At 59.8% G+C, this 15,341-nt stretch carries 10 protein-coding genes and 1 tRNA gene; 5 read left to right on the forward strand and 6 right to left on the reverse strand.

Annotation, left to right across the window (positions count from 1 at the left end; all coding sequences use genetic code 11):
- Positions 1-10 precede the first annotated feature (10 nt).
- The 4 genes from PMI04_RS13700 to PMI04_RS13715 all read right to left on the reverse strand — a co-directional run bounded on the left by PMI04_RS13700 (position 11) and on the right by PMI04_RS13715 (position 4,093).
- On the reverse strand, positions 11-748 hold the full coding sequence (locus tag PMI04_RS13700) for a peptidase (RefSeq protein ID WP_007706268.1): 738 nt from the start codon (positions 746-748) through the stop codon (positions 11-13).
- 29 nt (positions 749-777) lie between these two features.
- Positions 778-1,641 (reverse strand): transglutaminase family protein, encoded by an 864-nt coding sequence (locus tag PMI04_RS13705; RefSeq protein WP_007706264.1) that lies wholly within the window; start codon positions 1,639-1,641, stop codon positions 778-780.
- An 18-nt stretch (positions 1,642-1,659) separates the two neighbouring features.
- Positions 1,660-2,592 (reverse strand): alpha-E domain-containing protein, encoded by a 933-nt coding sequence (locus tag PMI04_RS13710; protein ID WP_007706261.1) that lies wholly within the window; start codon positions 2,590-2,592, stop codon positions 1,660-1,662.
- Between the two features lie 91 nt (positions 2,593-2,683).
- Complete coding sequence (locus PMI04_RS13715; protein ID WP_007706258.1) at positions 2,684-4,093, reverse strand: circularly permuted type 2 ATP-grasp protein; 1,410 nt, start codon at positions 4,091-4,093, stop codon at positions 2,684-2,686.
- Positions 4,094-4,492: 399 nt separating this feature from the next.
- Between PMI04_RS13715 and PMI04_RS13720 the strand changes: the two genes are divergently transcribed.
- From PMI04_RS13720 to PMI04_RS13740, 5 genes are all read left to right on the forward strand, one after another.
- Positions 4,493-4,569, forward strand: a tRNA-Met gene (locus tag PMI04_RS13720).
- A gap of 285 nt (positions 4,570-4,854) precedes the next feature.
- A complete protein-coding gene (locus PMI04_RS13725; protein WP_037485541.1) occupies positions 4,855-6,444 on the forward strand; it encodes a class I SAM-dependent DNA methyltransferase in 1,590 nt (529 codons plus the stop codon).
- Positions 6,434-7,654, forward strand: a complete 1,221-nt coding sequence (locus tag PMI04_RS13730; protein ID WP_007706251.1) for a restriction endonuclease subunit S — start codon at positions 6,434-6,436, stop codon at positions 7,652-7,654. The genes PMI04_RS13725 and PMI04_RS13730 overlap by 11 nt, the downstream gene beginning before the upstream one ends.
- 11 nt (positions 7,655-7,665) lie before the next feature.
- Entirely contained in the window at positions 7,666-8,352 is a 687-nt protein-coding gene (locus PMI04_RS13735) for an abortive infection family protein (RefSeq protein ID WP_007706248.1), read from the forward strand.
- Positions 8,349-11,495 (forward strand): type I restriction endonuclease subunit R, encoded by a 3,147-nt coding sequence (locus PMI04_RS13740; RefSeq protein WP_007706244.1) that lies wholly within the window; start codon positions 8,349-8,351, stop codon positions 11,493-11,495. Before PMI04_RS13735 ends, PMI04_RS13740 begins: the two co-directional genes overlap by 4 nt.
- 27 nt (positions 11,496-11,522) lie before the next feature.
- Here the strand turns inward: PMI04_RS13740 and PMI04_RS13745 are convergent, their stop codons facing one another.
- Together PMI04_RS13745 and traA are read right to left on the reverse strand one after the other, a co-directional pair.
- Positions 11,523-12,284, reverse strand: a complete 762-nt coding sequence (locus PMI04_RS13745; protein ID WP_007706241.1) for a DUF6118 family protein — start codon at positions 12,282-12,284, stop codon at positions 11,523-11,525.
- Between the two features lie 18 nt (positions 12,285-12,302).
- Positions 12,303-15,296, reverse strand: a complete 2,994-nt coding sequence (gene traA / locus PMI04_RS13750; RefSeq protein WP_007706238.1) for a Ti-type conjugative transfer relaxase TraA — start codon at positions 15,294-15,296, stop codon at positions 12,303-12,305.
- Positions 15,297-15,341 lie beyond the last annotated feature (45 nt).

Here is a 15,341-nt window from a genome sequence, read left to right on the forward strand (position 1 = left end):
CGCGTGCCCTTCAGTCGAGGACGTTGGGCAAATCCTCGAACCCCTTGCGCAGGGCGGCGGACCAGCCCTGCGAGATCATCGCGAACTCCTCATTATCCGCCTCGATCCGGGTGCGGACACGAAAGTCGAAGCTGTCGGTCTCGATCACCGTCAGGTCGAGTGGCATGCCAACCGACAGATTGGAGCGCAGGGTGGAATCCATCGACACCAGCACTGCCTTGGTCGCATCCTCCAGGCTCGTTTCGCGCTGGATGATGCGATCGAGGATCGGCTTGCCATATTTATGCTCGCCGATCTGGAAGAAGGGCGTGTCCTCGGTCGCCTCGATGAAATTGCCGGCCGAATAGATGAGATAGAGGCGCGGCTTGCCGCCCCGCCGCTGGCCCGCGATCATGATCGACGCGCTCGCAGCAGCACCATCCATGGCAATGCTCTCGCGGTAGCGGCCCTGCATCGTGCGCATCGCATCGCCAACCAGTTGCGCCGCACGGTGCATCGTGTCGCAATTGAGGATGGTTTCCACTTCCGGGTCGCTCTCCGCCTCGCGGATCGCGCGCGACAGCATCGTCTTCACCCCCTGGGTGATCGACAGATTGCCCGAACAGAGCAACGTAATCGCCCGTTCGCCCGGCACATGATAGGTGAAGCTTTTCCGGAAACGCGCGATATTGTCCATGCCCGCATTGGTCCGGGTGTCCGACAGCATGACCAGCCCCTGGTCCACGCGTACCGCCACACAATAGGTCATTGCCCCGCAGGCTCCTGCTTATCCTTACCCTAGGAGCGGGACGTGGGCGTGCTCTGCTGCTGCTGGCGTTGCAATTGCCGTTCCTCGACTCCGTCTTCCGCCTGCGCGATCCGGACATCGGCGTCAATGCTGATATCGCCCGCGACGGTCACGGAGCCCCGGATCGGAGCAGCTTCATCGGCGTCCAGGCCACTGGCAAGGCGCAAATAGCGTTCTGTGATGCAAACCCGGTTGGACGGATCAAAGCCGATCCAGCCGAGCCCCGGCACCAACGCCTCGGCCCAGCCATGGGTTTCATGCAGATCCCCCTCACCCGCCAGCAAATAGCCCGAGACATAGCGCGCGGAAACGCCCAGCAAGCGTGCGCCGGCAAGGAATATCTGGGCATGATCCTGACACACGCCCGCCCCCAGCGCGAACGCCTCGGCTGCCGTCGTTTCGGCGCCAGTCACACCCGGCCGATAGTGGACCGCGTCGCTGACCGCCGCCGACAGCGCATGAAGCTGGGCCAGCGGCCCGTCCTCTTCCGGCAGGGCAGCAACCATCGCGCGGATCGCGTCCGACGGCCTGGTCAATGGGGTGCTGCGCAGGAAATAGCGCGCATCGACGCGGCATTGCGGCAGGCCGCCGATCCCATGAGTCTCGCGCGTTTCCACCAACCCTTCGGCAATGATGACCGCCTGATCAAGCCGATCATGGCGCACCCACACCGCCTCCATCTCGCCATAGCTGTTCGGACGGAAGTTGGTCAGTGGCTCGCCATTGATGCTGACCTGCCAGTCATGCACGTTCTGGCCGGGCGTATCGACCGGCACCAGCTTCAGCCGCATGGCGACGCGCCCGACCGACGCGGGATAGCCGTAGACGGTCTGGTGACGGACGAGCAATTTCATGGCGGTCTCCTCTCCCCCTCAGCCGAAATGATAGGTTTCGGCGATCTCGACGCCGAGCCGGTTGCTCATCATCAGGCTATACTGCACGGTTTCATGCAGGCCGCGGCGGAAGATTTCGCCGCTGTCGAGCTCCTCCAGTTCGCTCACCAGCTGTTTCACCGTGTCGTGACAAGGGCCACGCGCATTGTGCCAGCCGGCCAGGCGATTGAGCCGATAGGCCAGTTGGTCGCAGCAATAGGCGACGCTGCGAGGGAACAGCCGGTTGAGCATCAGGAAGTCGGTGATCTGCCAGGGCGTGTACGTGCCGCCATAGACATGATGATAGGCGCGCGCGCCCGACAGCGCATATAGCACCGACGTCCATTGATAATGATCGCGATTGCCGCCGATCACTTCGGTTTCGGGCAACAGCACATAATATTTTACGTCGAGCAGACGCAGCGTCATCTGCGCACGTTCCAACGCCGAACCGCAGCGCAGGAAATCATGACCTTCATTGCGCAACTGCCCTGAATGGGCCGCCCCACGAAACGTCATCACCCGGGTCTTCACCCAGTCAATCAGCGCGGGCAACTGGGCCTTGGCTTCAGCCAGATCATAGCTGTCCAGCTTGCGCCACCCTTCGTTCAGTGCCTCCCACATGTCCTGGGTCAGCATGGTGCGAGCCGACTTGGCATTGGCACGCGCTTTCAGCAGGCAGGACCGGATGGAACTGGGATTGTCGAGATCCAGCATCAGGTAGGATACGACATCGCTTTCCGTCACCGGTACGCCGTCCGGGAAGCGATGTCCCGCGCCGGTCGCGCGCACAACGGAACGCCATTCGTCGCGATGATGCGCGCCCGGCAGGATCGCCATGCGCTGTCCCATCGACAGCAGGCGGGCGGTGGCTTCGGCGCGCTCCATATAGCGCGCCATCCAGAAGAGATTTTCGGCGGTCCGGCTCAGCATGTCTTGGCTCTTTTCACCGTGGAGGCCGGCGCCATCGCGCCCGGCCCTGCATCATCAGGGACAATCATAAGGAAGGAGGCACTCGCGCCCATCAGTCCTGCAACACCCAGGTATCCTTGACCCCGCCACCCTGGCTGGAATTGACCACCAGCGAGCCTTCGGTGAGCGCCACGCGGGTGAGGCCACCAGGCACCAGCCGCAACTGCTTGCCGACAAGGCAATAGGGCCGGAAATCGGCATGGCGCCCGACCACGCTGGCCGGTCCCAGGGTCGGCACGGTCGACAGGTCGAGAGTCGGCTGGGCGATGAACTCGCCGGGATTGGCCCTGATCCGCGCGGCATAGGCCTCGACCTCATCCTTGGTCGATTTCGGGCCGATCAGCATGCCGTAGCCGCCCGATCCATGGACCTCCTTGGCGACCAGTTCATGCAAATGCTCCAGCACATAGGCCATTTCGTCCGGCTTCGAGCATTGCCAGGTCTTGATATTGTCGAGGATCGGCTCCTCTCCGAGATAGAAGCGGATCATCTCGGGCACATAGATATAGACGGCCTTGTCGTCAGCGATGCCCGATCCGGGTGCTGAGGCCAGGGTCACGCCGCCATTGCGATAGACGCTGAAGATGCCTGGAACCCCCAACAGACTGTCGGGGCGGAACACCAGCGGATCGATATATTCGTCGTCGATGCGGCGATAGATGACATCGACCGCCTTCGGCCCCAGGGTCGTTTTCATCCAGACCCGATCCTCGTCCACGAACAGGTCGGCCGGTTCGACCAGTTCGACCCCCATCAGGTCGGCAAGAAAGCTATGTTCATAATAGGCGCTGTTGAGCGACCCCGGGGTCAGCACGACCACCACCGGATCGCCCTTGCAGGCGGGCGGCGCGACTTCCTTGAGGCTTTTGAGCAGCTCGGCCGGATAATCATCCACCGGCGCGACCAGGCCCTGCCCGAACAGTTCCGGAAACATGCGAGTCATGATCTCGCGATTTTCGAGCATGTAGGACACGCCAGAGGGAGTGCGGCAATTATCCTCCAGCACCTCGAAGCTGCCGGGGCCGGTGCGTACGATATCGATGCCGACGATATGGCTGTAGACCTTTCCCGGCGGGGTAAAGTCCGCCATTTCGGCAAGATAGGCGCTGTTCTGATAGATGATGTCGGCCGGCATGATGCCCGCCTTCACAATCTCGCCGCGATGATAGACATCGTGCAGGAAGGCATTCAATGCCCGCGCGCGCTGGCGAATGCCCTTGTCGAGAATACGCCATTCCTGCCCGGTGAAGACGCGCGGCAGCAGGTCGAAGGGGATCAGCCGTTCCGGATCGCCACCCTCGCCATAGACGGCGAAAGTGATGCCGATGCGCCGGAAGATCGCCTCTGCCTCGTCCATGCGGCGGTTGAGCCCGGCTATGCCTGTTCGCTCCACCCATTTCTGCACTTCATCGTAACAGGGGCGTAGCGAACCATCCGGCTCAAACATTTCATGGAAGGGCAAGTTGTCGTTCCTCCCTCGGCACGGGGCCGGTTGTGCATTGCAACAATAGTGCGCGCCACCTTGAGGATTGCAACAACAAAATCGCACGCACGCAAAAGCTTTGGTCTTCACCGTCCCTCGACACCATATAGGCCGGCGGCACGGGTAGAATCAGCTCAACGGCCGGCGCCGCCATTGCCGCCACCCCAGCGCGGACCGGCCGGTATTTTTGTGCCATCCCGCACCGCGCCAACCAGGAGCGTCGCGCCGCCGATCCCCCGCACAGCCCGCAGGACGGGGATGTTCGTTGCAGGATCACGGAAATTTACACTTCCCTATCAAACCCCCGTTGACCCGTCCGCATCTGCTGCGTATAGCGCCGCCTCACCGCAGGGCCGAGCGCCCTGGCGCAGCCCTTGGGGCGGAGTAGCTCAGCTGGTTAGAGCAGCGGAATCATAATCCGCGTGTCGGGGGTTCAAGTCCCTCCTCCGCTACCATTCAAGCTTTTTATCTTGTTGTTTTTGCATGATAAGCTTGCCCTTCTATCAATCGTAGACCACTATTGTTCCCACTTTTTAGGCGGGTTGCGATGGTATGATTCGGCACCTTGCGGGACGACGTATCCCATTTGATCTTGCGCGGGCTACGCAGGAAGGCTGCGCCTCTCCAACTGGCCGTGGGGCATCCTCCTATTAGGAAGATAGATTTTATCGTCTAGGCTTGGAATTGTTCTGCCCGGCGGATAGGGAGCCCCTAGCTTGTCGTAACTAGGGAATGTTAAAATGGCTCGTGGACGACCAAGGAAAGTCGCAACGGAGCCAGAAAAGCCCAATTCTCGCGCATTTGAGGCTCCTCTTTGGGCTGCGGCTGACAAGCTGCGCGGCAACATGGATGCCGCCGAGTACAAGCATGTTGCGCTTGGTTTGATCTTCCTCAAATATATTTCCGACCGTTTTAACGAACGGCGCAATGAGGCGCTGGCCGACCCTGAAAGCGATTTTCTGGCCGATGAGCGGGATTGGTATGCCGCCGAAAGCGTGTTCTGGGTGCCGGAACATGCGCGGTGGGAATATCTTAAGGAAAACGCCACCGGTACCAAGCCAACGATTGGCGAACTGATCGACACAGCTATGCTCTCGATTGAGAGTGAGAACCCCACGCTGAAAGGTGTGCTGACCAAGAATTATGCCCGGCCAGAGCTGGACCAGACCAAGCTGGCCGAAGTGGTCAAGCTGTTCTCCGATCTGGCGTTCCGCGATCAGCATCATGGGCAGGACGTGCTTGGCCGTGTCTACGAGTATTTCCTTGGCCAGTTTGCCATCGCAGAGGGCAAGCGCGGCGGGCAATATTACACGGCCGGTTGTGTGGTGCGACTGCTGGTCGCGATGATTGAGCCGTTCAAAGGCCGCGTTTATGACCCGTGCTGCGGGTCAGGCGGCATGTTCGTTCAATCCGAACAATTCATCGAGGCGCACGAAGGCGGACGAAACGATATTTCGATCTATGGGCAGGAGTCCAACCCCACGACATGGCGGCTGGCCAAAATGAACCTAGCCATTCGCGGTATCGAAGCGAACCTTGGCAGCAAGTGGGGTGACAGCTTTCACGAGGATATGCACGGCAGCCTCAAGGCGGATTATATCCTAGCCAATCCACCATTCAATGCCAGCGATTGGAGGCGGGAAAAAGACAACCTTCAGGGCGATCAGCGCTGGCAATTTGGTACTCCGCCTGCTGGAAATGCCAACTTCGCATGGATACAGCATATTTATCACCATCTGGCTCCGCATGGCACTGCGGGCTTCGTGCTGGCCAACGGCTCGCTGTCCAGCCAACAATCTGGCGAAGGCGAAATTCGCCAGCGGTTGATCGAGAAAGATGTCATCGACTGCATCGTGGCCCTGCCGGGGCAGCTTTTTTCGACCACACAGATTCCGGTCTGCCTGTGGTTTGTTTCACGCGACAAATCGAATGGCATAGTAAAGGACAAGAAACTCCGGGACCGGCGCGGCGATGTGCTGTTCATCGATGCGCGCAACATGGGCACAATGAAAACACGCACGCTCAAAGAGCTGACGGATGAAGACGTAGCGACGATCGCCGATACCTATCACGCGTGGCGGGAAAAGGGAGGCAACTATGAGGACGTGTCGGGCTTCTCTAAATCGGTGAAAATCAAAGATATCGCCGCGAAGCGCTTTGTGCTCACCCCCGGCATGTATGTGGAGCAGTCGGCACGCGCGACCGATAACGAGCCGGTCTCGGACAAAATGGCGCGGCTTACAGAGACACTAAAAGCACAGATGGATCGCGGCAGCGTGCTTGACATGAAAATCCGAAGCGAATTGAAAAAGGTTGGTTATGGCTGGTGATTGGCCTGAGACCACTTGGGGTAACATAGCCGAATTGAAATACGGCAAGGCGATGACGGCCTATACCGATCAGCCAAATGTTGCTCGCGTCTACGGCACGAATGGCCCGATTGGTTGGCACGACACAGCCTTGCAGCCTGGGCCGGGAGTGATCGTCGGTCGCAAAGGCGCCTATCGAGGTGTGCATTATGCCGATCATCCATTCTGGGTAATCGACACTGCATATTACCTGAACCCCCTGGTGCCGATGGACCTGCGGTGGGCTTATTACTGGTTGCTTGATTACGATGTGAACAACATCGATGACGGCTCCCCCATACCGTCCACGACACGGGAAGCCTTCGGCTTTACCCCATTGAAGCTTCCGCCATTAAATGAGCAAGAAAGAATCGCTGATCTTCTCGCCAGCCTTGATGCAAAAATCGATCTCAACTGCCAAATGGCCGCGACGCTTGAGGAAATGGCGCGATCACTATTCAAGAGCTGGTTTGTTGATTTCGACCCCGTTCACGCAAAACTCGAAGGCCGAGACATTGGTCTGCCCGCCGAAATCGTCGCGCTATTCCCCGGCGGCTTTGGTGATGAGGGGGTGCCAACAGGATGGAACCGAAAACCAATTATCGACTTAGCTCACTGGATTAATGGCGCTGCCTACAAAAACATGCATTTTGTGTCGAAGGATGAGGGCCTGCCGGTTATCAAAATTGCTGAACTTAAGGCGGGGATCACTTCTAAAACGAAATTCACCGGTACTGATTTGGGAGGCCGCTACAAAATCAATGATCGCGAGTTGCTGTTTTCATGGTCAGGGAATCCAGAAACATCCATCGACACATTTTTGTGGATGAATGGAGAAGCATGGCTGAACCAGCATATATTCGCAGTCAGGGAGAATGGTGAGTTGTCGCAACCGATGCTGCACGCGATGTTAAAATTTCTCAAACCGATTTTCACCTCAATTGCTCGGGATAAGCAGACGATTGGTTTAGGGCATGTGACCAAAGAGGATATGGGACGCGTTTTTGTGGCCCTACCAAAAGGCGATTTATTGTGTGCGCTTCGCGACGTATTTGACGCGCTATTTGAACAGTATGCGGAGATGATCTCTCAAAATATCGCGCTTGAGGCCACTAAAACGACGCTGCTTCCGCGTCTCGTCTCTGGTGAACTTCGCGTCAAAGAAGCTGCAGAACGGGTTGCGGCGGCGTGAGGTTCATCTAAATGGCATACCAGCTTCAGCTGCTGCGTTCATTGATTGAACGCCATCCGGAACGGGCTGGCAATCTTGAACTACACGTCCGTGCGCTGGAGCAGAGCATCGAGCAACTGCCCAACACATGCTTGGCCAGCGTGCGCACGATCTTTGAGGCGGCGCAGGCATCCATCGGCCTGCATCTAAACATCGAATTTGGCCGCGACGGCCTGCCCGGCCGCATGACCAAGGTCATCGAAGCCTTCGACTTCTCGATGACCGATCACCCTGATGGCCACAAGATTCATGATGAGCTGTCTGCGCTCATTAAAGGCATTGAAGAAACGACCACTGCCCTTGCCCGGCTGAGCAATATCCCGAACATGCGCCACGGCGGTGCGCTTGATTGGGCGGTGCTGCAGCGCCAGCACGCTTACATGCTGGGCGGCTTGTGCGATGCACTAGTGTCTTTCTTGCTCGATGTCGCGTGGAGCCGCCAATTCGAAGAGATGGAAGATCTGTCCGGCCCGTCCTACGCGCTCGAAAGCGACTTCAACGAAAGTCTCGACAACGGATATGAGCTTGTGGAAATCGCAGGGTCCAGCTTTGAAGCCAGCCGCATCCTCTTTACGCTGGACCCCACGCAATATGAGGCGGCGCTGACCGAATGGCGGCTGACCAAACCCGTCGATGGCGAACAGGAAGCCGCCGCATGACATATTCCACCGGTGGCACTCCCCCTCTCAGTCGTTTTAACGAGGGCGCGGTTGAACTGGCGGCACTGAGCTGGCTCGATCTTTCTGGTTGGCGGGTGCTGACTGGCGATTATCTGGCCCCTGATGGGCCGATGAGCGCTCGCACCGACTACAAGCAGACGGTGCTAGAAGGCCCACTCCGCGATGCACTCGCCACGCTCAACCCCGATGCGACCTCGACGATGGTTGGAGCGGCGGTACGGACGGTGTTGGCCGCGCCCACTCAAAATCTGCTTGAAAACAACCGAGCATTTCATGAGCTGTTGATTTTCGGCGTGCCGGTGGAAGTGAATGAGAATGGCGAAAGCCGAACTGTCCGCTTGCGCCTGATCGACCAGAAGAAGCCAGACAACAACAGCTTCATCGCCGCTAATCAGTTTGTCGTGCAGGCCGAGCGCCATACGATCAGGCCAGACATCGTCCTCTTCATCAACGGCTTGCCGTTGGCGGTGCTGGAGTTGAAAAATCCCGCCGATGAAAACGCCACGATGGACCGGGCGCATGAGCAGCTTCAAAACTACAAGGTCAAGGCTCCGGAACTGTTCCGCTTCAACACGGCGCTGGTCATCAGCGACGGGATGGAAGCGCGCATCGGCGCGCTGACCGCCGGGCTGGACCGTTTCCAGCCGTGGCGGACCATCGACGGCGAAAAGCATGACGACTTTGGCCGGGCGGAACTGGAAGTGCTCATCAGAGGCGCGTTCGATCCAGCGCGCCTGTTGGACCTTGCTTTCGACTATAGCGCTTTTGAAATGGCCGATGGCGTGGTTAGATCGAAGAAGCTGGCAGGCTATCACCAGTTCCATGCCGTGCGGCGAGCGCTGGCATCAACGATCAGGGCGGCAAGTGAAGGGGGACACCGCAAAGGCGGCGTTATCTGGCATACGCAGGGCAGCGGTAAATCGTTGACCATGCTTTTCTATGTCCGCCAGCTACAACTGGCAAAGAAGCTCAAAAATCCTACAATTGTTGTGGTGACGGACCGCAACGATTTGGACGATCAGCTCTTCAAGACCTTCACCGCGCACGGCAGCGCCATTCGCGGTGAACCACGCAATGCTGAAACAGTGGCGGCAGTGCGGGAACTGCTCAAGGTCGATATTGGCGGGCTCGTGTTCACCACGATCCAGCGGTTCCGAGGCGATGACGGCGAGCATCCGCTGCTGACCGATCGCAGCAACGTGATCGTGATCGCCGATGAAGCGCATCGCTCGCAATATGGCCTCAACCGACGTTTCGTGACGCGGGGCGATGAAGTGCGTGAGGAAGTAGGTTTCGCCGAATATCTGCGGCAAGCTCTGCCCAACGCCACCTTCATTGGCTTTACCGGCACGCCGATTGACGAAAAGGATCGCAGCACGGCGGCCGTGTTTGGTGACGTGATCGACACATACGACATGACTCAATCGGTCATCGACAAGGCCACCGTGCCGATCCACTATTCTGCCCGGCTCGCCAAGCTAATGCTTCGACTCGATCAAGGGCAACGCGAAGAGCTGGACGCGCTCGCCGAAGAGCTGACCGAAGGCAGCGACGTGCGCGCCGCCGAAAAATTGAAGGCGAAATTCAGCCGGTTTGAGGAAATCGTCGGCTCTAAGGAACGCATCGAAACTGTCGCGGCCGACATTGTCGCCCATTTCGAAGAACGCAAAATCGCAATGGGCGGCGGCAAGGGTATGATTGTGGCCATCAGCCGTGATGTTGCGGTTAAACTCTATGACGAAATCGCGCGCCTGCGTCCCGCATGGGTTGGGACTGATCCTGCCAATGACGGCGACGGAATGATGAAGGTAGTCATTACCGGCAGCAATTCTGACAGGCAAGCCATGCAACCGCATATCCGCACCAAATCGCGACTGGAGGAAGTGGCCGACCGCTTTAAGAATCCATCATCCGGGTTTGATTTGGTGATTGTGCGTGACATGTGGCTAACCGGCTTTGATGCGCCGTCGCTGCACACCCTTTACATTGACAAGCCGATGCGTGGGCATGGCCTTATGCAAGCCATTGCGCGGGTTAATCGCGTGTTCGGTTCCAAGCCGGGTGGGCTGATAGTCGACTATCTGGGCATTGGCGCGGAACTGCGGGCGGCACTGGCGCAATATAGCGCCCGCGATCAGCAGCAAGTCAGCCTCAATATGGATGAGGCGGTTCGGCAGCTTCTTAGTAAGATAGAATCTGGGCTCGCTTTGCTCGGCAAGGTCAACTGGAATGCATTTTTCGAGGCTGATCCAGTTGCCCGCCTGACCATCCTCAAGCAATGCCTTGAGGAAATTCTGTCCAACGATCACCGCGCAGAGTTCATTGACCTCGCTACACAAGCCGAAGCAGCCTTCGCCATCGCGGCGGGCGATGAGCGCGCTTCTGCAAAGCGACAGGAGGTGGCTCTGATTGTCGCCTTGCGGGCCAATCTCATCAAATACACGTCCGGCAAGGGCGGGCGCGGCAGACACGCCATCGAGCAGGAAATCCGCCAACTCATGTCTCAGGCTGTCATGTCCGATGGCATTCTTGACGTATTCAAGGATGCCGGGCTTGAGCAGCCCGATCTCGCCATCCTATCCGATGATTTCCTGCTGGAAGTAAAGCAAACCCAGCAACCCAATTTGGCGGTTGAAACGCTGCGGCGGCTTTTGCAGGGAAACATCAAGGCGCGCGAACGACTGAACATTGTCGAGGCGCGAAAGCTCAGTGAGCGCCTCGACGATGTGCTGACCCGATATCACAATCGGGCGGTAGATAGCTTGCAGGTGATCGATGAGCTGATTTCGCTTGCCCGAGAAGTGTCGGCGTCCGTCAAGCGCGGCGAAGAGCTAGGCATGGGACCTGAAGAGCTGGCGTTTTACGATGCCTTAGCTGAGAACGGATCAGCAAGGGATTTGATGGAACGCGAAACGCTTCGCACCCTTGCTCAACTGCTGGTCAAAGCAATTCGCAGCACCGTGACCGTCGATTGGACGCAGAAGGAAAGCGTCCGCGCTAAAATGCGGATTGAGGTTCGCAAGCTGCTGGCCCGCTATGGCTATCCGCCCGATTTGCAAAAAGCGGCAGTCGATCTGGTTTTAGAGCAAGCAAACGCGATAGCAATAGACTGGGCTTTGTAGCTCGTATGGAATGGATGTAAATCAATTCTAATTCTTGCTCAGCCTCGCTATGCTAATGATGCATCGAACTGGCTGATTAGTCTCGGCTGCCTGCCGCTCGCAAGCGTCGATGGCCTCGCGGTTGTCATTGCGCATGGCGGCGGCATCAACGATGGCCTGCCACCCTTCCGGGTTCCCAATGCGCATAAATCGGATGCCCGCATCCCATAGCGTCGGCTCGCCTAGCGTGCGACGGGCAACCAGTTCCGGCCAGAGCCAGCTCTGCGGGCCGATGCTGGCCGCCCAGCCGGGATAGATTAACCACAGAAGCGAGATGGCCAGTGCCGCGCCACTGCCGCAATAGAACATGTGCCAGCGCTGTTTCTGTTTGGTCCGAATGGCCCCGACCGCGCGCAACTGATCCGCATGGACTTGATGATGCAATTCCACCGCCTTTTTGATGGTAGCCCGGTCGCTCGTGCGCGCGGCCTGCGCCGCCTCACTGATGCGTTCCGCCATGCCCTCCGGCGTCAACTGCATGGCGGGTGCGTCCATGATTGCCTTCGCCTGCCCGGCCAGCGTCGCGAGATAGCCGTTCATCTTGCCAAGCGTCGGTCCGTAGTCGGGGAACTCGATGCTCTGCTTCTCTATGGCGATATGCTCAAGCGCGCGGGCCATCACCGCCATGCGCCCGTCCAACCGCTCTTCCATAGCTGCGACGCGCTCCGAGAGGCGCGCGAACGCCTCTGCAGCGGCATTGGGCCGGGGTTCCGGCTGCGGCTCGTTCAAAAGGCCTTGCTCGTCGTCCATGTCATGGTCTCCTTGGGGTTAGCGGCTCATGCCGCGACCGATGTCGCGTCCGTGATCGAAGGGAATGGAGGATGCGAGGTCATGGGAGAGGCTGCGGCCTACCTGCTGGCCAATCTCAAGCCCAAGCTCGCGGCTGCGCAGGCCCAGCACCGATTCAAGCTGCGCGTCGCGCTCAAGACTTTTCGCCATGCCCGCCATCTGTTGCGCGGCACTCTTCGCGCCACGGAAATTGCCGTCGCGCACAAGCTCGGCATGATGGCGCTGCAACTGCTGCCAGCCTTCCACGAACCGGTCGGCACGCTGGAAAGGGTCCATGCGAATTTCGGTCTCCAGTTGCATGGCGCGCGCGGCGGCCTGGCCGCGTCCCTCGGCGGCCTCGCGGACGAGTTCCGGGCTGCTGCGGAACGCGCTGTTCAAGTCGGAGGAACCTTCGGGCCGGATCGCGTCCAGTGCATCGCGCGCTCTGTCGAACGCCTCGCGCTGGTGCGGCATGGCGTCCAGATTCTGCGCGCGAGTCTGCTGGATCGCGTCCAGCGCCTTGGCGTAGCGCTCCACCGCACCACGTATGCCGCCTGCGCGTATCGGCTGCGCATCATATTCGGGTTGGTGCCTAACGGCCCGCTCCTGCGCGGGCGGCTCGGCCTTCGGCTGAAAGCCCGCAAATATGTCGCGGTCGTGCTGTAACGGAATATTGGGCCGGAAGTTGTCGAAGATCCCGCGCACCTTCTCGACGATGGGCCTGACGATTTCCGCGACTCGCTCGCCAAAGCTAATGCCGCGCCGCTCGGCGAAATCCCTTGCGGGGTCGGCTTGTCTGTAATCGGTCGTCATATCCTTGCCGCGCTCGCGTGAAAGCGTGCGGACAAGCCGGGACTGATCGCGAAAATCGTCGCGGCCATAATGAAGCGCCACGCCGTCACGATGACGGGACATGGCGACATAAGCCCCGTGGCGATCCATCCCCGGCGTCGCCAGCACATGGGCCCTGTCCACGGTCATGCCCTGCGCCTTGTGGATGGTGGCGGCATAGCCGTGGTCGAGGTCGCGATAATCCTTGGTGTCGAACGATACGGAACGCCCATCGTCGGTGCGGACGGACATATGCTCCGGGCTGACCTTCTCGATCGTACCCAGCGTGCCGTTCTTCACCTCAAGGCTGCGCTCATTGCGCAGGAACATGATGCGGTCACCAGACGCGAATAGGCGGTCGCCGCGCTCGGTCTTCACCTGGCGCTCGTCGCCTAATTCGCCCGCATTGCGCATCGCCGCGCGTGCAGCCTCGTTGAGGTCGCGCACCTCGGCATTGGTGTGGGTCAGGATGATGCGGCTGGCGTCCGGATCGGCTTGCCGTTCGCGATCCCAGCGCTCGACAAGATCGCGCCGCGCATCCTCGCGCGTCTCGGCCTGATGCACCATGTACTTGTCGGCATAGGCGGCAATCGCCTCACCGGTCCTGCCGGTGGCCAGATACCGAGTGGCGTTCTGCTGCCAGCCTTCATGCTGGCGGCGAACCTGGGTGATCTCGACGCCGCCATGGCGCTCATGGATCGCGCGGAACGCCGCGCCTGCTTCGATCGACTGCAGTTGCTGCGGATCGCCGACAAGAACGACCTTCGCGCCAACGTCGGCGGCATGGGAAAGGACGCGCTCCATCTGGCGCGTACCGACCATGCCCGCCTCGTCGATCACCAGCACGTCGCGGGCAGTCAAAAGATCGCGACCCTGCGCCCAGCTATGTTCCAAGCTGGCGATGGTGCGGGACGCAATGCCGGAGCCATTCTCCAGTCCCTCGGCGGCGATGCCCGCAAGCGCCGCGCCGCGCACGTTGAGACCCGCGCCTTCCCATACTTCGCGCGCCACGCCCAGCATGGCGCTTTTGCCGGTTCCGGCATAACCCAGCACCAGTGACAATCCGCGTCCACCGGTTATATGGCGCAGCGCAGATTCTTGCTCTGCTCCCAGGGCCAGGCCACCACTCTCGGCGGCGCGACTGGCGTAGGTCGCCGCCGCCGAGAGACCATCGCTCCGGTCCATCGCCAACCTGTCAGCGGCGCGGCTCATCCGCTGCTCTGTCTCGATCATATCGCGCGACGTGAACCGCTCGTCGCCGCGCCCGTCCTTGCCCAGGGCGATCAGGTCGGGCGAATTACGCACCGCGCGCATGGCGGCGTTGAACTGTTCCTGCCCGTCGCTGTGACGGTGGATGAACATCGCCATGTCGCGGTTGGTGAATGTCGCCTGTTGGTGGGTGATGGCGTTAAGCGCAATGCCGGGATCAGCGATGATGCGTTCGCCATTCTCCCGCGCAATCTCGCGGTGCATCTCGGCGCGGTCGGCTTCCAGCCCTTGGGCTTCCATCCGGTGCGCAGGGCCGCCAATCTTGCTTTGCGGTTCGAGGTCGATGCCCTGATCGGCAAGGCTGCGGTGATCGATGCGCGCGTCAATGTCGAGTTCGGCAAGGCGCGTGTTGACATGGGTCTCCCAGCGTTCGCGCCAGCGCCCAACATTCTCATGATCGTTCCACTCGCGCACCTTCGCCCCGAAGCCAGCGGTGCCGTCCTCGCGCTGCACAACCTCCCGCATGGTGAGCATGACATGGGCGTGCGGCTTGGGCTGGCCGTCCGCGCCCATGTCCCAATGCACATTGAGGTCGGCGATCATGCCGAGATCGACAAACTGCGCGGACACGAAATCGCGGGCCAGTTCGATGCCCTGCGCCTTTGTCATTTCGCGGGGAATGGCAAACTCGACCTCGCGGGCGAGTTGGGCGTCCTTGCGCTTCTCGAATGCCTCGACATCGTTCCAGAGGCGCTCGCGGTCGTGCCATTGTTCGGGCGCACCTTCCGGCAGCATGATTTCGCTATGCTCGACGCCGGAGCGGGCACGGAAATCATGATCGCGGTCGAGGCGCTCGTCGTGCAGCCGCTCGCCCGCACGGTAGGCGGCAGCGGATATGGCGGAACGGCCCGCCGCACGACTGATGACCTGAACGGAGAAATGGAAGATCGCCATGATGGCAAACCATCTACGCCATCAAAGCGCACGTCGGAACGACGT

Source organism: Sphingobium sp. AP49 (assembly GCF_000281715.2).
Classification (GTDB): Bacteria; Pseudomonadota; Alphaproteobacteria; order Sphingomonadales; family Sphingomonadaceae; genus Sphingobium.

Bases quoted from the DNA above. Each gene is read 5' to 3' on its own strand.
- PMI04_RS13705 (WP_007706264.1), bottom strand. From the start codon at position 1,641: ATGAAATTGCTCGTCCGTCACCAGACCGTCTACGGCTATCCCGCGTCG.
- PMI04_RS13730 (WP_007706251.1), top strand. From the start codon at position 6,434: ATGGCTGGTGATTGGCCTGAGACCACTTGGGGTAACATAGCCGAATTG.
- PMI04_RS13700 (WP_007706268.1), bottom strand. From the start codon at position 748: ATGACCTATTGTGTGGCGGTACGCGTGGACCAGGGGCTGGTCATGCTG.
- traA (WP_007706238.1), bottom strand. From the start codon at position 15,296: ATGGCGATCTTCCATTTCTCCGTTCAGGTCATCAGTCGTGCGGCGGGC.
- PMI04_RS13710 (WP_007706261.1), bottom strand. From the start codon at position 2,592: ATGCTGAGCCGGACCGCCGAAAATCTCTTCTGGATGGCGCGCTATATG.
- PMI04_RS13725 (WP_037485541.1), top strand. From the start codon at position 4,855: ATGGCTCGTGGACGACCAAGGAAAGTCGCAACGGAGCCAGAAAAGCCC.
- PMI04_RS13740 (WP_007706244.1), top strand. From the start codon at position 8,349: ATGACATATTCCACCGGTGGCACTCCCCCTCTCAGTCGTTTTAACGAG.
- PMI04_RS13745 (WP_007706241.1), bottom strand. From the start codon at position 12,284: ATGGACGACGAGCAAGGCCTTTTGAACGAGCCGCAGCCGGAACCCCGG.
- PMI04_RS13735 (WP_007706248.1), top strand. From the start codon at position 7,666: ATGGCATACCAGCTTCAGCTGCTGCGTTCATTGATTGAACGCCATCCG.